Origin of the sequence: Paraburkholderia sp. BL6665CI2N2 (assembly GCF_004366535.1) — a bacterium.
In the GTDB taxonomy this organism is placed as follows: domain Bacteria; phylum Pseudomonadota; class Gammaproteobacteria; order Burkholderiales; family Burkholderiaceae; genus Paraburkholderia.
Genome location: NZ_SORC01000001.1, coordinates 4,142,972 through 4,161,396 on the forward strand (window position 1 = coordinate 4,142,972; position 18,425 = coordinate 4,161,396).

Annotated in this window: 16 protein-coding genes and 1 pseudogene; 6 read left to right on the plus strand and 11 right to left on the minus strand. The window is 61.5% G+C overall.

The window, feature by feature from the left end:
• Positions 1 to 71: 71 nt before the first annotated feature.
• From B0G81_RS18440 to B0G81_RS18465, 6 genes are all read right to left on the minus strand, one after another.
• Positions 72 to 1,259 carry a fumarylacetoacetate hydrolase family protein gene (locus B0G81_RS18440; RefSeq protein ID WP_134137900.1) on the minus strand — a complete coding sequence of 396 codons (1,188 nt, stop codon included), beginning with the start codon at positions 1,257 to 1,259 and terminating at the stop codon, positions 72 to 74.
• A gap of 77 nt (positions 1,260 to 1,336) precedes the next feature.
• A complete protein-coding gene (locus B0G81_RS18445) occupies positions 1,337 to 2,908 on the minus strand; it encodes an altronate dehydratase family protein (protein WP_134137901.1) in 1,572 nt (523 codons plus the stop codon).
• Between the two features lie 99 nt (positions 2,909 to 3,007).
• On the minus strand, positions 3,008 to 3,703 hold the full coding sequence (locus tag B0G81_RS18450; protein WP_134137902.1) for a hypothetical protein: 696 nt from the start codon (positions 3,701 to 3,703) through the stop codon (positions 3,008 to 3,010).
• A gap of 28 nt (positions 3,704 to 3,731) precedes the next feature.
• Positions 3,732 to 4,625 carry a fumarylacetoacetate hydrolase family protein gene (locus B0G81_RS18455; RefSeq protein WP_134137903.1) on the minus strand — a complete coding sequence of 298 codons (894 nt, stop codon included), beginning with the start codon at positions 4,623 to 4,625 and terminating at the stop codon, positions 3,732 to 3,734.
• A gap of 13 nt (positions 4,626 to 4,638) precedes the next feature.
• Positions 4,639 to 5,451 carry a 2-keto-4-pentenoate hydratase gene (locus B0G81_RS18460; RefSeq protein WP_134137904.1) on the minus strand — a complete coding sequence of 271 codons (813 nt, stop codon included), beginning with the start codon at positions 5,449 to 5,451 and terminating at the stop codon, positions 4,639 to 4,641.
• Complete coding sequence (locus tag B0G81_RS18465) at positions 5,448 to 6,260, minus strand: IclR family transcriptional regulator (protein ID WP_134137905.1); 813 nt, start codon at positions 6,258 to 6,260, stop codon at positions 5,448 to 5,450. The genes B0G81_RS18460 and B0G81_RS18465 overlap by 4 nt, the downstream gene beginning before the upstream one ends.
• 84 nt (positions 6,261 to 6,344) lie before the next feature.
• Between B0G81_RS18465 and B0G81_RS18470 the strand changes: the two genes are divergently transcribed.
• The 5 genes from B0G81_RS18470 to B0G81_RS18490 all read left to right on the plus strand — a co-directional run bounded on the left by B0G81_RS18470 (position 6,345) and on the right by B0G81_RS18490 (position 11,514).
• A complete protein-coding gene (locus B0G81_RS18470) occupies positions 6,345 to 7,778 on the plus strand; it encodes an MFS transporter (protein ID WP_134137906.1) in 1,434 nt (477 codons plus the stop codon).
• A gap of 122 nt (positions 7,779 to 7,900) precedes the next feature.
• On the plus strand, positions 7,901 to 8,353 hold the full coding sequence (locus B0G81_RS18475) for a cupin domain-containing protein (RefSeq protein ID WP_134137907.1): 453 nt from the start codon (positions 7,901 to 7,903) through the stop codon (positions 8,351 to 8,353).
• A gap of 10 nt (positions 8,354 to 8,363) precedes the next feature.
• On the plus strand, positions 8,364 to 9,266 hold the full coding sequence (locus tag B0G81_RS18480) for a shikimate dehydrogenase (RefSeq protein ID WP_243856520.1): 903 nt from the start codon (positions 8,364 to 8,366) through the stop codon (positions 9,264 to 9,266).
• Between the two features lie 170 nt (positions 9,267 to 9,436).
• On the plus strand, positions 9,437 to 10,456 hold the full coding sequence (locus B0G81_RS18485; protein WP_134137908.1) for a Gfo/Idh/MocA family oxidoreductase: 1,020 nt from the start codon (positions 9,437 to 9,439) through the stop codon (positions 10,454 to 10,456).
• A 29-nt stretch (positions 10,457 to 10,485) separates the two neighbouring features.
• The gene (locus B0G81_RS18490; RefSeq protein ID WP_134137909.1) at positions 10,486 to 11,514 is read left to right on the plus strand and encodes an alpha/beta fold hydrolase; all 1,029 of its coding nucleotides are present in this window, start codon (positions 10,486 to 10,488) and stop codon (positions 11,512 to 11,514) included.
• A gap of 493 nt (positions 11,515 to 12,007) precedes the next feature.
• Here the strand turns inward: B0G81_RS18490 and B0G81_RS18495 are convergent, their stop codons facing one another.
• Positions 12,008 to 12,868 carry an IclR family transcriptional regulator gene (locus tag B0G81_RS18495; protein ID WP_134137910.1) on the minus strand — a complete coding sequence of 287 codons (861 nt, stop codon included), beginning with the start codon at positions 12,866 to 12,868 and terminating at the stop codon, positions 12,008 to 12,010.
• Positions 12,869 to 12,880: 12 nt separating this feature from the next.
• On the opposite strand from B0G81_RS18495, the pseudogene B0G81_RS18500 reads away from it, so the two are divergent.
• Positions 12,881 to 13,063: pseudogene (locus B0G81_RS18500) on the plus strand (MFS transporter); the annotation flags it as partial.
• A gap of 168 nt (positions 13,064 to 13,231) precedes the next feature.
• On the opposite strand, the gene B0G81_RS18505 reads toward B0G81_RS18500, so the two are convergent.
• The 4 genes from B0G81_RS18505 to B0G81_RS18520 all read right to left on the minus strand — a co-directional run bounded on the left by B0G81_RS18505 (position 13,232) and on the right by B0G81_RS18520 (position 18,221).
• A complete protein-coding gene (locus tag B0G81_RS18505) occupies positions 13,232 to 14,230 on the minus strand; it encodes an NADPH:quinone oxidoreductase family protein (protein WP_134137911.1) in 999 nt (332 codons plus the stop codon).
• A 113-nt stretch (positions 14,231 to 14,343) separates the two neighbouring features.
• Positions 14,344 to 15,996, minus strand: a complete 1,653-nt coding sequence (locus B0G81_RS18510) for an acyl-CoA synthetase (protein WP_134137912.1) — start codon at positions 15,994 to 15,996, stop codon at positions 14,344 to 14,346.
• A 14-nt stretch (positions 15,997 to 16,010) separates the two neighbouring features.
• Entirely contained in the window at positions 16,011 to 16,736 is a 726-nt protein-coding gene (locus B0G81_RS18515) for a nitroreductase (protein ID WP_134137913.1), read from the minus strand.
• A 126-nt stretch (positions 16,737 to 16,862) separates the two neighbouring features.
• Positions 16,863 to 18,221 (minus strand): MFS transporter, encoded by a 1,359-nt coding sequence (locus B0G81_RS18520; protein ID WP_134137914.1) that lies wholly within the window; start codon positions 18,219 to 18,221, stop codon positions 16,863 to 16,865.
• Positions 18,222 to 18,425: the final 204 nt, after the last annotated feature.

The window sequence follows — 18,425 nt, forward strand, 5'->3', positions numbered from 1 at the left end:
ACTGCGTGTTAACCTGAGCCATGTCCGCTGATATTCAATGAAAGATCAGCGGACCCACGGCCATGAAGTGGCTACGATTCCGCTTTCCCGACATGCCCACGAAGAATGCTCGCGAGCAGTGCGCCGACCCCGAACTCCCACGGCGCAATGCGATGAGAATAGTTGACGGTGTTGACGAGCGCACCGAAGCGCGGGCTCGATATTGTCACCGTATCGCCGATCTGATGCGTGAACCCTTGCCCTGGCACGTTACGATCCGCGGTCGGTGCAAACAGCGTCCCGAGATACAGCATCATGCCGTCCGGGTACTGATGGTGAGCGCCCATCGCCTGCGCGACGAGTTCCGAGGGGTCCCGGCTGATGCGTTTCATAGAACTCGCCCCTGTCAGAACGTATCCATCTGTTCCTTCCACGCGCAGCGAAAGCTCCGCAGCCCGAACATCATCGAGACCGAACGTACTGTCGAAGAGGCGAATGAACGGGCCAATCGAGGCCGACGCGTTGTTGTCCTTCGCCTTGCCGAGCAGCAGTGCACTCCGGCCTTCGAAATCCCGAAGGTTGACGTCGTTCCCGAGCGCGGCGCCGACGATTTCCGCCCGGCTGGTCACCGCCAGCACGATTTCAGGCTCCGGGTTATTCCACTGCGAATTTTCATAAATTCCGATTTCGCTGCAGGTGCCCACAGCGGACATGGGTTGCGCTTTCGTGAAGATCTCCGCATCTGGACCGATGCCGACTTCCAGATACTGCGACCACATTCCTTCCTGAATTAGCACCTGGCGCACCGCGTCGGCTTGCTCAGACCCCGGGCGAACACTTGCGAGCCGATCGCCCAGCGCCGACATGACGCGCGCGCGCACTTCATCGGCCCGGCTCGCGTCGCCTCCCGAGCGCTCCTCGATCACCCGCTCCAGAAGGCTTTCGACGAAGGTCACACCGCTCGCTTTGACCGCCTGCAGGTCACATGGCGCGATGAGCCAGGGAGTGGAAGGATCGCGTCGATCGAAGGCGGAATTGGCAAGAACCGAGTCTAATCCCGCAAGCCTCGGCAGGTTCGCGGCGGCCTTCTTCAGCCGAAGGCCGATTTCCGGTTGCTCAAGCAGCGTGCTGGTCGTCAGCGCGACCGACGACACATCCAGCAGTTCGCCACCGATAACGGCAACAGGACGCGGCGCGCCGAGATCGGGGCACCACGCGCGCCCGACGAGCACAGCCTGCTCCAGATCGTCAGGCAGCGCGGATCGATTGATTGATGGCATCTCTTTCTCCAACCTCGTAGGAATTATTGCCGGGCATCAGCTCCGTACATGCGGCACTGATGCTGCAAATCGGCGTCTCACATAATTGCGCTGATCTGCCAGGGGACGAATTCGTTTTGTCCGTAACCGTGCTGCTCGCTACGGGAACGTGTCCCGGAGGCCACGTCGAGCAGCAGTTTGAACAGCACCGCGCCAAGTTGCTCGATCGTTGTGCTCCTTTCCAGCACTTCTCCGCAGTTCAGGTCCATATCGTCGGACTGACGTTGCCAGAGCGCCGTGTTTGTCGCGAGCTTCACCGACGGCGAGGGCGCGCAGCCGTAAGCCGAACCGCGTCCCGTCGTGAAGCAGATCAGGTTCGCACCGCCGGCAACCTGGCCGGTCGCCGACACCGGGTCGTAGCCAGGGGTGTCCATGAACACCAGACCGCGCGCCCTAACCGGCTGGGCGTACTCGTACACCTCGACAAGGTTCGTCGACCCTGCCTTTGCGATGCCGCCCAATGATTTCTCGAGGACGGTCGTCAAGCCACCGGCCTTATTGCCCGCCGACGGATTGTTGTTGATCTGCGCCCCTTGCCGTTGCGCGTACGCTTCCCACCACCTGATGCGATCGACCAGCTTCTGTCCCACTTCGGGCGTTACCGCGCGGCGGGTCAACAGGTGCTCGGCGCCATATACCTCCGGCGTCTCCGAGAGAATCGCAGTACCGCCGTGCCGCACGAGCAAATCCACGGCTGCACCCAGCACGGGATTGGCCGTGACGCCCGAATATCCGTCCGACCCACCGCATTGAAGGCCGATGGTGAGATGGCTTGCGGAAACCGTTTCGCGCTTGACGTCGTTCGCGTAAGGCAACATCTGCCGGATCAGTTCGATACCCTTTGCAATTGTCAGCGTCGTGCCGCCAGTGTCCTGAATCGTGAAGATACGCAAGCGATCATGTTCTTTGAGTCCCTGGGTTTCGAGCAGTCGCGAAATCTGATTCGTTTCACAGCCCAGGCCGATAACCAGCACGCTCGCGAAGTTGGGATGGCACGCATAGCCGCCAAGCGTGCGCTGGAGCATCGCGAGACCGTCGCCCTCGGAGTCGATGGCGCAACCCGAACCATGGGTGAGCGCGACGACGCCGTCCACATTCGGAAACGCGGCCAGCGCTTCGGGACGAATGTCACGGCGAAAATAGTCGGAAATGGCTCGCGCGACCGTGGCCGAGCAATTCACCGAGGTGAGAATGCCGATGTAATTGCGCGTAGCCACACGGCCGTCTTCACGCACAATGCCTTGGAAGGTCGCGGGCTCGGTTGACGGGACGGTGGCACGCACGCCTTGACTGAATGCGTAGTCACGGGCGAATTCGCCCATCGCAAGATTATGCGTATGAACGTGCTGCCCGGCGCGGATTGGCTGGCTCGCAAAGCCGATGATCTGGCCATACCGGTGCACCGCCTGACCCTCGCCGATGTCTCGTGTCGCCACTTTGTGACCGGGTGGGATCAATCCCGAAACCGTCACCGCTTCCCCATCCAGCACCGTGCCGGACATAAGCTGATCGAGGGCGATGACGACATCGTCAGCGGGATTGAGTCGAATGACGCGAACCGGTCTGACCGCGGTCGATGCAACGGGCTTGCCCGCAACAGGGGACGACATGGAACTACTCCTTCGTTTCTCAATGCGTGACGACGGTTTCTTTCAGCACCGGCCGCCCGGCGTCGCGTGACGCGGGCTGCAGCGTGTTCAGACAATGTTTCAGCCGGCGCTCCACGGCGTCTTGCAACGCGTGTACTCCAGTTGATAGAGCGTGGACTCCGGAGCAACCGCACCGGCCGCCTGCAAAGCAGCGAGTCCGGCAATGAAAGCGTCTAGCGCTGAGCGGACATAGTCGACGCGGCATCCTTCGATCATCACGATCCATGTCGGCACCTGGGTGCCTTCCGAACGCGCCTTCTTCTCCGCAGTTTCCACCTTGCTGACTGCCTCATCGGCCAGACACAGGTGCACGCCCGTGATGCCGCGCCGGTCGGCGAGTGGCGGCAAGACCTGCTGACGCAATCCCTTCACGACATCGTCCCGTGCCGACGAAGGCACATCAAAGCGCACCGTCGCCAGATTGGCGCCCTGCCCGACACCGTCCGAATACGCCACATGGCAGATCGAGCGGGCCACGCTGCGAAACGAGGGAACGACCCGCTTCGTCCACGGCGTCGGCGAATTGAGCCGGAGCAGGTAGTCCTGCGCGCCGAGCACCTCTACGGTGTCGGCTTCATATAGATTGAAGTACTCGGGGCCCGCATCCAGCGCAATGTAGCGGCGGCCGCGCCTGAAGCCGGGAATTCCGGCGCGCTCCGGCATGTGTTCGCGGTTGTGCCACTCGTAGAATTCATCCTTCGCTTCCGGCAGCAGGTCATGCCAGATTGCGACCACGCCCGTTCCGGCAAGGCTCATATCTCCTCCTTCTATAGATCGAATCGTTTCATCGTGCCAACGGATATTCGCCGCGGCCCCATGCCGCGCCAAGCGAGTCCGCGTACGGCAAGACCTTCTGGCTCTGCTCGCCGAGTCCGCTGCCGCCGAGGGTCATGGTGTCGCCCGCTTTCAGAAATACGGGCGGCTTCTGACCGAGCCCGACGCCGGGGGGCGTCCCAGTGATAATGACGTCGCCAGGCATGAGCGGCATGAAGCGGCTGAGATATGCCACGATATGCGCGACGCTGAAAATCATCGTGCGTGTATTGCCCGTCTGACGACGTGTGCCGTTGACGTCGAGCCACAGGTCGAGCACCTGCGGGTCGGGCACTTCATCACCCGTCACAAGCCACGGGCCGAGCGGGGCAAAAGAGAAGCCGCTTTTGCCCTTGGTCCACTGGCCTTCGCGTTCGAGCTGATAAGCGCGTTCGGACACATCATTGGCAAGGCAGTAACCCGCCACGTGATCGAGCGCGGCGGCTTCGCCGATCTGCCAGGCGGGTTTGCCGATCACTACGCCCAGTTCAACCTCCCAATCCAGCTTTTGCGCGTCTGCCGGCAGGATGACCGGATCGTTCGGACCGCTGATCGAACCCGTATGCTTGTTGAACACGACAGGTTCCCGCGGGATCGGTGTATCAGTTTCAGCGGCATGGTCGGTGTAGTTCAGACCAATGCATACGAGGTTACGGACATTGCCGATACAGGCGCCAAGGCGCGTGCCCGTTTCCACGATGGGTAGGCGATTCAGATCGAGTTCGCTCAGCTTTGCAAGGGCTGCTGGGGAAACAGTCGTTCCATCGATATCGTCGACGATGCCGGTCAGGTCGCGGATCGCCCCGCTCGAATCGATGACACCAGGATGCTCCTGACCAGGCTGGCCGAAACGGACGAGACGCATTTGAAGACTCCTATCAAGACAAAAAATGTATGGGCAACGTGCCGAGATCACCAAAGCCGATCTGCAACTCGCTGCCGGTCGGCAATTCGAGCACGCCCGCGTAAGAGCCCGTGATCACTGCCTGGCCGGCATGCAATCCAAGGCCGCGGACGCGGAGAAAATTGACGAGCCACACTATCGGCGCGAGCACGCTGCGATCAGGATGGCGGCCAGCAAAACTGACCGTGTCGTGTCCGGCGCGAGTCAGACTGACGGTGAATTCGCCCGGGAGATCGGCCGGCGTCGCGCCCTCGCGCAATTGAACGCGCGGCCCAATGACAAGACCGGCGTTGAACAGACCGTCTGCCAGCAATTCAGGGAACGTCAGCGATTCCGGATGCGCATAGCGACTGCCCAGCAGTTCGAGCGCGAGGTGAACATTCCCGAGAGCGTCGAGCACCTCGGCTTCGCCATAGGCTGCGCTGCGTGGCGGCAGATCGCGAGCCAGCAAACAGGCGAGTTCCGGCTCTGCCCTTACACAGGACTGCCCGCGCACGGCGCGAATGCGGCATTGGGCGCCTCGATGGATAACGGCGTCATAGATTGGCGCAGCGATGAGTTTGCCCGCCGGCGGCAGCGCGCATTTCCACGCGCCGGCCTGCCAACCGAGCTGATCGCCCACTTTTCGCTGGATCGCGAAACCCTCGTCCAGATTCGCGGGCCGCAGCTCGATGGGAAGACGCTCCGCGAGCGAGCCTTGCCGGCGCGCCGCGACGAGAAGACGTGCTGCCTGGTCTTCCAGCACGGGGAGTCGCTCGAGAGCCGGAGCTGCGGCCGGCGTGTTCATGCCGCCTCGCTCGCATGCGAACCGACGCTCTGGCGCGGCCATACGGCACCCAGCTTCGCGGACGCTTGCTGCAGTAGCGCATAAAAGGCCTCGTAACGCTCCGGCTGAACCCGTGTGACCGGTCCGGCAATACTCATGGTGCCCACCACCACACCGTCAGGCAGCGAACGCACCGGCACCGCCAATGCGACGACACCCGGCTCGGCCTCTTCAACGACAAGACCATAGCCACGCTGCCTGGTCCGCTCCAGCTCCGCAATCAACTGCTCGACGCTGGTGATGGCCTTCGGCGTCCATGCGCCCGCGGCGGACGCTTTTCCAAGTCCGCCACGCAGGGCGTATTCGATAGCCTGGTCGTTCGGCATTCCAGCCAGCCACACCTTGCCAACCGATGTGGCATGCAAGACGATGGGACTATGCATGGACGGCGAATACATGAGGCCCGGCGCCGCGCCCTGGGACGAGGCCAGCCACGCGAGTGTTCCTTCGTTGACGACCGTCAACCGGACCAGCTCGCGGCACTGACCCGCGACCTCATCGAGGATCGGCTGCACCAGACCCGGCAGACCGAGCCCATGCAGGTACCGCTGACCGAGTAAGGACAGCTTCAAGGTCAAACGATACTGGGAGGTCTGTTCATCCTGTTCCGCCCACCCCTGCTCGCACAGTTGCGCGAGGACGCGATGCGCGGGGCCCTTCTCCAGCCCGAGTTCGGCGGCGATATCGGACATACGCATCCAGCGCGCCTCACGTGCGAGCAACTCGATCGCCTGCAGCGACCGGTCAACTGCTCCCTTGACAACTCTCATAATTGACGTAACATGATTCTTAATGGAACGGTGTTACAACAATAGACAAACAGCACCGGAAAGTCAATCACGATGGAGACAAGCATGAATCGGAACACCCGGGTTAAACCTTACGGCAAGCACCAGTCGAAGATCGCCGCGGCCAGCGGCTGGATCGGCTCGGCGCTGGAGTACTACGACTTCTTCATTTACGCGACTGCGGCGTCGCTGGTGTTCCCGCAGCTTTTCTTTCCGTCAGATAACCCAACGGTCGCCATCATCGCCTCACTGGCAACCTTCGGTGTCGGCTATATCGCCCGCCCGGTGGGCGCCGTCGTCCTCGGCCACTGGGGCGACCGCCACGGGCGCAAGACGGTTCTGCTCCTCTGCATGTTCCTCATGGGCTTTTCAACGATGGCCGTCGGGGTCCTGCCAACCTATAAGCAGGTCGGCATCTGGGCGCCAGTGCTGCTCGTGGTTCTTCGCCTCATCCAGGGCTTCGCGGTCGCCGGGGAGCTCTCCGGCGCCAGTTCAATGATTCTCGAGCACGCACCGTTCGGTCGGCGCGGCTACTTCGCGAGCTTTACCCTCCAGGGGGTGCAGGCCGGACAGCTCATGGCGGCAGCGATTTTCCTGCCTCTCGCGCATTTCATGCCCAGGGACCAGTTCACCTCCTGGGGCTGGCGGATTCCGTTCCTGCTCAGCATTGTCGTTCTCATCGCGGGCTACGTCATTCGCCGCAAAGTCGATGAGACCCCGGCGTTCGCCGAGGAGCGCGTGCACGGCGAAATTCCCGCCTCGCCAGTCGTCGAAGTGCTCCGGCAGAGCTGGGACGATGTCCTGCGCGTGGTCTGCATGGCGCTTACCGCCGTAATCGCCCTGGTCGCCGCGGTCTTCGGCACCGCCTACGCGGTTCAGCCGGCGTACGGCATCGGCTTCCCTCCCGGCATGTATCTGTGGATCCCTGTTCTCGGCAATATCTGCGCAGTGATCCTGATTCCCTTCATCGGCAACCTCTCGGACAGGATTGGTCGCAGGCCGCCGGTCCTTGTCGGCACCCTCAGCGCTGGACTGCTCTCGTTCGTGTATCTGTACGCTATCAGCATCCATAACGTGTGGCTGGCGATGGTTCTTTCGGTGCTCATGTGGGGCATCGCCTATCAGGGCTTCAACGGCGTATTCCCGAGCCTGTTCTCCGAACTGTTCCACACGCGCGTGCGCGTGTCAGGGATGGCCATCGGACAGAACGTCGGGACGACGCTTTCCGCCCTGCTCCCGGCATTCTTCGTCGCGGTCGCGCCGCCCGGCTCCTCCAATATCCCACTGAAGATCGGAGCCCTGACATTCGGCATATGTGTCGTGGCCGCGATCGCCGCCTTTACCACGCGCGAGACGTACCGGGTCCGGCTCCACGATCTCGGCGACCGTAACGCAGTCCCTGTACCCAAGGGCGAATACGATCGTCTGCGCGCCGAGATGTTGCGTGAGGCGACCGGAACAGCCGACTCACAGGATCTGACGAACCAGCTGCGCTCGTAGCCGAAAGCAAGGGCCATGTCGGCAGCGACCGCCCGGCGCAACTTACGCTGTTCGGATGAGCCGGGCAGGAACACGCGGCTGCGGCACTTGCGAATATCTGATGCCACACAGGAGAAAGACACATGCACAACCAAGGTACGCCCCGGTACGACGGCCCCCGCGAACTCGCGCAATCTCTGACTCCGTTCGCACGTGTGAGCGCGTCCGGAGCGGTCTGGAACAAGGAAGGGCTGCGCGCGGACTCCGAGTATCGCGACCTCGGGCTCGCCGCGGTGACCAACGGTCGCATCGGCGCCAAGCACATTCGCGCACTGACGCCGTTCACCGATGCCACGGGCTGGCATTGGCACGACATGACTGCGCACTATCTGTATGTGCTGCGCGGATCGGTGACGTTCCGTTTCGCCGGCGTGGAGGGCGATGTGACGCTCAACGCCGGAGACGACCTCTCGCAACCCGCCGGCGTTCCGCACAATGTGATCTGGCGCTCCGATGACCTTGAAGTCATCGAGATTAACGAGCCTGCGGTCTACGGAACATGGGATCTCGCCGAAGCCCCGGCACCCTGGAAGTGAGCAGTAAGCTATGACTGCACCTTCCGTCAACATCGGACATGAGGCCGCAATGCATCCACATATCACGGGAAAAACGCGACTTTACGGGTTAGTGGGCGATCCGCTGACGGCGGCGAAGTCGCCGCAACTGCTGAACCAGCTTTTTGTCGAACAGCGCATTGACGCAGTCTGCGTTCCGTTTTGGGTCAAGGCGGAGGACCTGTCCGCATTCGTCGCCGGCGCACGAGCGTTACGCAATCTTTCCGGCCTGCTGGTCACGATGCCTCATAAGCAACGGATGCTGGATTTTGTCGACGAACTCGACCCCACTGCTTCCCGGGTCGGCGCACTCAACGTGATACGTTGCAACGAAGATGGACGCTGGGTCGGCGCCATATTCGACGGCGTGGGCTGCGTGCTCGGCATGCAATGGGAAGGCAATCATCCGGCTGGTAAGTCCGTTCTTCTCGTCGGTGCCGGAGGCGCGGGCAGGGCTATCGCATTTGCAGTCGCGGCGGCGGGCACCCGGACGCTCACCATATCCGACGTCGACGAGCAGCGGGCTGGCGAGCTTGCGGAATCCGTTGCTGCCGAAACCGGTTGCATCACGCATTCCGGACCTCCCGACCCGCACGGTTTCGAAGTCGTGATCAATGCCACACCGCTCGGCATGAACGCGTATGACGCCATGCCGGTAAATCCCGAGCGGCTCGCACCCGGCACCATCGTCGTAGACATCATCAATGCGCCAGAGCCGACGCAGCTTCGCCGCGCCGCGCATGCGCGCGGCTGTCGTACCCAGGACGGGGGGCCAATGCATGAAGGGCAGGCAGTGCATGCCCTTCGCTTCCTTGGGTTCGATTACCGCCCCGCTGGAAAGTCAGCACCAGACGATGGCGTGCTGTTCGCCCCTGCCAGGAACGCAAGCCCTTGATGCCGAAACGCCTCGGGGAAAACGCCCGGAATCAACAGTCGTCACCAGTTTGAATGGAGGGAAGATGCGATGAGCTTCAACGTTTTCACATCAGTATGTACGGCCGGCTTTAATGTGCGCATCGCGCAGGCACGGAGTCGATTCGTCGACGGTGCGAAGGGAGAACACGCATGAAAGTCGCATTGCTGGAGGCCAGCCATTGGCATGTCCCACTCTATCTCGATGCGCTCGAGGCGCCCGGGATCCAGGTAGTAGCCGTTTCAGATGCGGAGCAAGTAAAAGGACAGGCAATTGCCGCGCGATTTGGGAGCACGCTGTACTCGTCGGCGTATGAGTTGCTCCAGCGCGAGGATGTCGATTTCGCGTTTGTGTTCGGGCGGCATTCCGAAATGCCGACGCTCGCGGAGGCCGTGATTGAACGAAAAATTCCGTTCGCGCTGGAGAAACCCTGCGGCGTCAACATGTCGCAGGTCACGCGGCTGCGCAAATTGACGGAGGAAGCCAATCTTTATTGCGCCGTACCGTTGATCTTCCGGATGAGCGAGTTGCTCGGCGCACTTAAAGATGCGGAGGATCGCATACCGTCCGACTTTAACTACATGTCTTTCCGCTTCATTGTAGGTCCACCTGGTCGTTACGAAGCTGCAGGCGCAGGCTGGGCGCTCGACCCCGTGTTTTCCGGAGGCGGATCCACGATCAATGTCGCCACCCACTTCATCGATCTCTTCAGATTGCTGACCGGCAAAGAAGTCGCGCGAGTATCCGCCACCATGAACTCCCGAACGCATCGAGGCGCCGTCGAGGACTACTCGTTGCTGACCATGCAAACCGAAGACGGCGTGATCGGGCTTGTGGAGACCGGATACAGCTTTCCTAGTACCCAAGACGAGCAGCGCGAATTCTCGTTCACCCTTTCATCCGATCGCATGTACGCGAAATCGGGACCCGACCGGATCGAGATTCGGGACCGGAATAATCTTGCCGCAGGTACTCGAAGTCGCCGTCTCCAGTTAGAGACTGACATTTACTACCCACTGTTCGTCAAGCGGGTGCTTGCTGAATGCCGCACAGGTACAAAGCCGATCGCGTCATTGCGCGACGCCGAGGCAATGATGCAGGTCATGGATGCGGCCTACGCTTCTGCTCGGCAAGCGGGTGCGCTTCAGACTCTTGTGTCAATTTCTGGATGACCCGAGCTGCGGGATCGCCTCGCACGCCTATGCCGCTAACGAGATATTGCAATTTGTCCGATTATCCTGCACCGAAGGAAGGCGACTGGATCGCGCGAGACTTCCGTTTCCACACCGGGGAGGTGATGCCGGAGTTGCGGCTACACTACCGAACTATTGGCGACCCGTCCGGCGAGCCGGTCCTTGTCCTGCACGGCACGACGGGCACAGGCGCCAGCATGCTGACGCACGCCTTCGCGGGAGAGTTGTTCGGGCCGGGACAGCCGCTTGATGCCAACAACTATTTCATCATTCTCCCGGACGGAATTGGAGCCGGCGGATCGTCCAAGCCGTCCGACGGGCTGCGCACGCGGTTCCCGGCCTACAACTACGACGACATGGTGCTTGCGCAGTACAGGCTCCTGACTGAGTGCCTGGGCATCCGGCACCTGCGGCTGTTGATCGGCAACTCGATGGGCGGCATGCACGCATGGATCTGGGCGGTGCGGTATCCGGACTTCATGGACGCACTGGCGCCAATGGCGTCGCAACCCACCGAGATGTCCGGCCGCAACTGGATGCTGCGCCGCATGCTCACCGAAATGGTCCGCAACGACCCGGAGTACCTGGATGGCAAGTACGCCAGTCCGCCCCGCTCCTTGCGCATTGCCCACGCCTTCTTTGCGCTGGCCACCAACGGCGGGACGCTCGCCTACCAGAAGGCGGCGCCGACGATGGAGTTGGCAGAGAACTACGTCGACACCCAGTTGGCCCAGCCCTTCACGTTGGATGCCAACGACTTCTTATATCAATGGGGTGCCTCGCGCGGCTATAACCCGGCACCTGGCCTGGAGCAGATCCAGGCTACGGTGCTCGCCATCAACGCGGCCGACGACGAACGCTATCCGCCCGAGACCGGCCTGATGGAGCGCGCGATGCAGCATGTGCGCCACGGTCGGCTGTTTTTGATCCCTGCCAGTGAGGATACTTGCGGCCACGGCACCAACGGCCTCGCTCGTTTCTACAAAGCTGAACTGCAGAAACTGCTGCAATCAGCCCCGCGCGGCACCTCCAGGTGATGCTGACCGGACCATACGGCGCCCCTTCGTCCGGCGCGTCGCTATTGAACTGGACCTACACAACATGTTTTTTGAGCAAGGACCATGGTTCCGTTCGGCGACGCGGCGTTGCTGTCGCCGTCGGCGGCCGAACTTGACGCTGACGCCGCTCTGACGTCGGCATTGAGCTTCCGCCCGATGGTGTTGTCGCTGCGGCGTTCGTTTCGAGCCGTTCAGTGTATGAAGCGAGCTGGCGCGAAGGCCCGTTGCGCTACAGAAGAGCAGCGGGACGACTGGAAGCGTCCGCTCAGCAGTCCGAAATGAATTTCGGTGCGGTCATTGAATGTCCGCGGCCTTGGGGCCCCTGGATTGTCGTTCCAGCCGATTCCCGCTCGTAAGTCTGCGAATACGGCTGAACCCTTTGGGGTTGTCGGTCACGGGTATCAGCCCCACTGCATAAGCTGAGCGGCGCTTGCCTCGCTGGCGCGCCGCGACGAGAAGGCGTGCTGCCTGCTCATCCCATGCGGCGATTCGCTCGATAGCCTGATCTGCGCCCAGCGTCTTCTGCCGCCTCACCCACATGCGCACCGACGCTCTGGCGCGGCCACACGGCACCCAGCTTCGCAGACGCTTGCTGCAGTAGGGCGTAAAAGGCTTCGTAACGCTCCGGCTGAACCCGCGTGACCGGCCCGGCAATACTCATGGTGCCCACCACCGCACCGTCAGGCACCGAACGCACCGGCACCGCCAATGCGACGACACCCGGCTCGGCCTCTTCAACGACAAGGCCATAGCCACGCTGCCTGGTCCGCTCCAGCTCCGGAATCAACTGCTCGACGCTGCTGATTGCCTTCGGGGTCCATGCGCCGGCGGCGGACGCTTTTCCGAGTCCGCCACGCAGGGCGTATTCGATCGCCTGGTCGTTCGGCATTCCAGCCAGCCACGCCTTGCCAACCGATGTGGCATGCAAGACGATGGGACTATGCATGGACGGCGAATACATCAGGCCCGGTGCCGCGCCCTGGGACGCTGCCAGCCACGCGAGTGTTCCTTCGTTGACCACCGTCAGCCGGACCAGCTCGCGGCACTGCGCGGCGACTTCGTCAAGGATCGGCTGCACCAGACCCGGCAGACCAAGCCCATGCAGGTACCGCTGACCGAGTAAGGACAGCTTCAGGGTCAAACGGTACTGGGACGTCTGTTCGTCCTGTTCCGCCCAGCCCTGCTCGCACAGTTGCGCGAGCACCCGATGCGCGGGGCCCTTCTCCAGCCCGAGTTCGGCGGCGATATCGGAGATGCGCATCCAGCGCGCCTCACGTGCGAGCAACTCGATCGCCTGAAGCGACCGGTCAACTGCTCCTTTGACCACTCTCATAATAAGACACGCATGAATCGGAAAACCCCGGTTAAGCCCCACGACGAGCGCCAGCTGAAGATCGCCGCTGCCAGCGGCTGGATTGGCTCGGCATTGGAGTATTACGACTTCTTCATCTATGCGGCGGCGGCGTCGCTGGCGTTCCCGCGGCTCTTCTTCCCGTCTGACAACCCAATGGTCGCCATTATCGCATCAAGCGACCGGCGCCAGGCGACCTAGAATGCCTGCGGAAGCACCAGCATTGGGCTCGGCAATTGTCCGCCCTACCAAATCAGCGATCTGCGATCGCTGACAGGTAATCTTCAGGACCGACTCTCGCGGTTACTGATGTTCGATGAACAAATCCTCGGTATTACGCATGGGTCAACCAGCGTGACTGGAACCGACGCCCGGGCCGGGCAGCACAACAATTTTCCCGCGCCTGCCACGGTCGAAGGTTGCCAGCACAGCGTCCATTGCGTTCACGAGAGGGAACGTGACGGTCGCAGGCGGTTGAAGATGGCCGCGGGCAACCATCGAGAACAGCGCGGTGCGTACACGCCGCGCCCGTTCCGGACGGTTGGCCAGGAAATGCCGTATGTCGACTCCGTGCAGTGTGGCGTTCTTGAGAAGCGCCAGGTTGACAGGGAGCGACGGCATGGCACCGCCCGCGAATCCAACCACGAGATAGCGGCCGCCTTTGGACAGCGAGCGGAATGCTGGCTCCAGCATGTTGGCGCCGACAGGATCGAGCACGACGTCAACGCCTTCTGGCGCCACCTTCCTGAGCGCATCACGCCAATCCGGAAGGCTGTAGTCGATCGCGGCCACTGCGCCTAGCTCGCATGCGGCTTTGCGCTTGAGCTCGCTCGAAGCCGCGGCAATCACACGAGCCCCGGCGTGCACTGCAAGCTGAATGGCGGCGGACGCCACCGCCCCGCCCGCTCCAAGCACCAGCAACGTATCGGCGGCCGTCAGTCGTCCCTGATCGAACAACGCATAGTGTGCCGTCTGGTAGTCGACCAGCATGGCTGCGGCAGTGGGCATTGGCAGCCCGCCCGGGACAATGTCGACGTCAGCGGCATCAACCACTACATATTCCGCCAGGCCTCCGCCAAGCTGCCATGTGACGACACGCTCACCGACAAGTAGGCCCCCCACGCCCGGACCCACGGCGTCAACCACACCCGCAATTTCTCCACCTGGAACGTAAGGCAGGCGCGGCTTGATCTGATAGCGGCCTTGCATCATCAGCCCGTCGACGAAACCAAGAGCCGTTGCTTCGATGCGAATTCGCAGTTGCCCGCAATCAGGCTCTGGCAACGGCTCATCAATCAACGCATAGGAGTCGAGGTCGAAATCTCTCCCTGAGAAGCTTTGCATGCTTTGCCTCCATTTCGGGCACCGCGATCAGCCCGCTCGCGAATACCCACGACTACATCACTTGACCGTATTCGCACTTCACAGCGCGTGGCGCGTTCGATGGGCCAACAGCCTCATCCCGCCAGTCGGGTGATTGCTGCCCGGCTGCCCGCTTGTTCCCGCAGGCGGAACTTCTGGATCTTCCCGGTAGCGGTTTTGGGCAATTCGCCGAAGATCACACGGCGCGGGCACTTGAAATGCGCCAGTCGCTCCCGACAGAACGAGATCACATCCTCCTCCGTGATGCCCGGGGCATCGGGCCTCAGCTCGATAAATGCGCAAGGCGTCTCGCCCCATTTGTCGTCAGGCTGCGCGACTACGGCAGCGTTCAGGATGCCTGACATGCGGTAGATGACCTCCTCCACCTCCACAGACGAAATATTTTCTCCGCCAGAGATGATCACGTCCTTCGAGCGGTCTGTGATCTGGATATAGCCGTCAGGATGGACGACGGCCAGATCTCCAGTATGGAACCAGCCGCCGGCGAAAGCTTTTGCCGTTGCGTCAGAATTCTTAAGATATCCCATCATCACCGTATTGCCCCGGACCAGGACCTCGCCGCAGGACTTGCTGTCGGCCGGCACCGTCTCGAGCGTCTCAGGATCGGCAACCGACATTTTTTCGAACGCTGCCGCACGCACACCCTGCCGCGCTTTCAACTTCCCTTGCTGCTCCGCCGGCAACGCGTCCCACTCGTCATGCCACGCACAGCTGATCGGGGTGCCGGAAATCTCAGTGATGCCAAAGACGTGGTCGACATCGAAACCCATCGCGCCAACGGCCTCGAGAACAGCGGCTGGCGCCGGCGAGCCGGCTGTCAGGACCCGCACCCGACGCGGCAGCGGCTGCCGTTCTGAATGAGGCATGCTTGCGAGGCCTGACAGGACGATCGGCGCCGCACAAAAGTGATCTACACCATGCCTGACGATGGCGGAAAGAACATTGGCAGCGTTCACCTTACGCAGGCATACATGTGTTCCGGCCGCGGCAGTAATCGCCCATGTGAAGCACCAGCCATTCGCATGGAACATGGGGAGCGTCCACAAATAAACCGGCGCGCGCGGGAGCGGCCAGTTCGTCATCTGCACCAGGCTCATCAGATAGGTGCCGCGGTGGCTGGGAACGACGCCCTTCGGATCCCCGGTTGTACCCGACGTGTAATTCAGGGCAATGGGCGTCCACTCATCGACCGGGTGGCGACCGGCAAATGCGGGATCGCCGCTCGACAGCAGCGACTCATAATCAGTTTCCCCGATGGCAGGGCCGTCAGGCGCTTCACGATCGTTGATGTCGATCAAACGCGGCGGATTGGGGACCGACTGCAACGCTTTCTCGACCAGCGGGGCAAATTCGCGATCTACAAGCAGGAGCTTGCATTCGCCGTGACGCAGAATGAATGCGACGCCGTCAGCGTCGAGGCGGCAATTGACGGCGTTGAGCACGGCACCGGACAGCGGCACGCCAAAGTGAGCCTCAAGCATGGCCGGGGTGTTCGGCGCGATGATCGACACGGTATCGCCCGGTTCGATCCCCACCTGAACGAGTGCCGACGCGAGGCGATAGCAACGCTCGCGGGTTTCGGCCCACGTCTGCCGGAAGTCGCCATGAATGATCGCGGTCCGATCCGGATAGACGTCGGCGGTTCGATCGAGGAAGGTCAATGGCGTCAATGGAACGTGGTTTGCCGCGTTCTTCTCAAGTCCTTGAGAGTAGGCCTTTGCACTCATGACTTTGTCTCCGTTCATTCTTCGTAGAAAGTAGTGAAATCGTTGACCGGGCTGCGCTCCGTTACCAGCGAATTCTCGATGCAGCCGGGATCTGCATAACCCAGGCTCATCCCGCAGACCAGCATCTGGTTGTCGGGAATGGACAGTTCGTTGGCGATGACACGATGGAACTTGTTGAAAGCCGCCTGCGGGCAGGTGTCGAGACCCCGCGCCCGGGCAGCAATCATGACGCTTTGCAGGAACATGCCGGTGTCCAGCAGACTTCCTTCGCGCATGACCCGGTCAACCGTGAAAAACAGGCCTACCGGCGCATCAAAGAAGCTGTAGTTGCGGCCGTGCTGGACGTGCATCCGCTCCTTGTCCCCCTTCTGGATACCCAGCAGGCCGTACAGATTCCAACCGACCTTGCGTCGGCGGTCCACGTACGGCGCGATCCATTCGCGTGGGTAGTAATCGTAGGGCTCTTCCAGGTCGGAACTTCGTGCAGGGTCATCATTGATCTCGTTGATGGCATCAGACAGGCGGGACTTCATCGTGCCTGTCACAACATGCACATGCCAGGGCTGGATGTTGACGCCGGTTGCGCTGAAGCGCGCAACGTTGAGGATGGACTCCACTTCCTCGCGGGGAACCGGTATGGGCAGGAAAGCACGGACGCTGCGCCGGGTGACGAGTGCCCAGTCGACGGCTCGACTCACGTCGGCAAACGAACTGAAAGGAGGAGGAGATTGACGATCCATTTTTTCTCGGCATGTTGAAAATTTGCTGCGGCCTGGACGTGGTGTTTTTTCGGGTGGAGAGTTCCGTAACAGCCGCGCTCTTCACACGAACGAACCCCGGCCATGAAACCGTGTATGGTAGAAACCTCAGCGCCCTGCGCTACCCTGAACTGCGGCGACAGGCGCGCCGGCTGAGCGGAATGAGTCAGCACGTGTCTGATTGATCAGCGTCACCGCCGCCGCACCGATGAGGCCAGCCAGACCGATTGCCATGAAGTTCTGTTCAAGCGGCAGCTTCAGGGAGACGAGCCAACCGATGAGCACCGGTGCCACGATGGCGCCGATCCGGCCCACGCCAGAAGCAAAGCCAACACCGGTAGACCGGATCGCATGGGGATAGAAGTCACCCGCATAAGCATAGGCAAGCAGTTGCGTACCAAGCGTCGATGCGCCGACAACGAATACGACGGCAAACAACGACACGGTCGACTTCGTGTAGCCCATCAGCGACAGCGCAACCGCCCCGACGACGTAAAACGCAATCAGCACTCTCTTGATGTTGACCTTGTCGCTGAGCCAACCACCAAAAATCGCACCGGCGATGGCGCCGACGTTGAAGACGATCACGAAGTTCAAAGCTGAACCCAGGCTGAATCCAGCCATTGCCATCAGCTTGGTCAACCAGGAGCTGAGAGCGTAGACCATGAAAAGGCCGGTCATGAACGCGACCCAGATCATCGTCGTACTGAAGCCCCGCCCATCCTGGAAGAGGCGTCGCACCGAAGCGTCCTTGTTTTTGTCCGCAGAAGATCCGGCAAAGTGCTCCTGACCGCTCACCGGATAGTCGGGCACCAACCGCTTCATCACGGCGCGCAGCTCTTCGTGCCGGCCGCTTTTAACCAGAAAGGACATTGAATGGGGCATCGTTTTGATGATGAACGGAATCAGCAGCACAGGCAGGCCTGCGGCAAAAAAGACGGATTGCCAGCCGTAGCTGCCGATAAGCTGCTTTGCAGTCAGCGCCACAAGAATTCCGCCAATGGAATATCCCGCGAACACCAGCGTCACCAAGCGCGTGCGCAGGGCGTTCGGCGAAAACTCCCCCATCTGCGCGGTGACAATTGGCAAGACTCCGCCAATGCCCAGACCAGCGATGAATCGCGTCACGCTGAAGGCGATGGGATCGCTCGTCAAGCCAGCCGCTGCGGTGAAAAGACTGAACAGCGCGACGCAAGCACAGATCATCATGGGTCGGCCGAAACGGTCCGCCAGCGTGCCAAGGAAAATGGCTCCGAGCATCACGCCAAATAGTGCCGATCCGGCCATGACGCCAGCCCTGGTCGCGTCGATGCCCATGTCCTTCATGATTGATGGCAGCGCTGCGCCCACGACGGCAAGATCGTAGCCGTCGAGTATCAGCATCAATAGACACCAGAACAGGACCAGGGTGTGAAAGCCATTGAATCTTGCCTCACCCGCGAGTGAGTGCACGTCTATCTGGTTCATCTTGTCTCCTTTGATTTAACGTCGTGGGCGAAGTCCACGCGGGCTCCAACGGCGCCCTCAGTGGGGCGTCCTTGTCGCGACCCGATCGGCCGTTGGTCTGTGCTGTAAGCAGTTTCAGCGGGACGACACCGGCCGTCCATGTCCATCAACTTCAACTTGGATGAGGTCGCCGAACACCCGCGTTCGCAGCATTGCGGCGGTGGC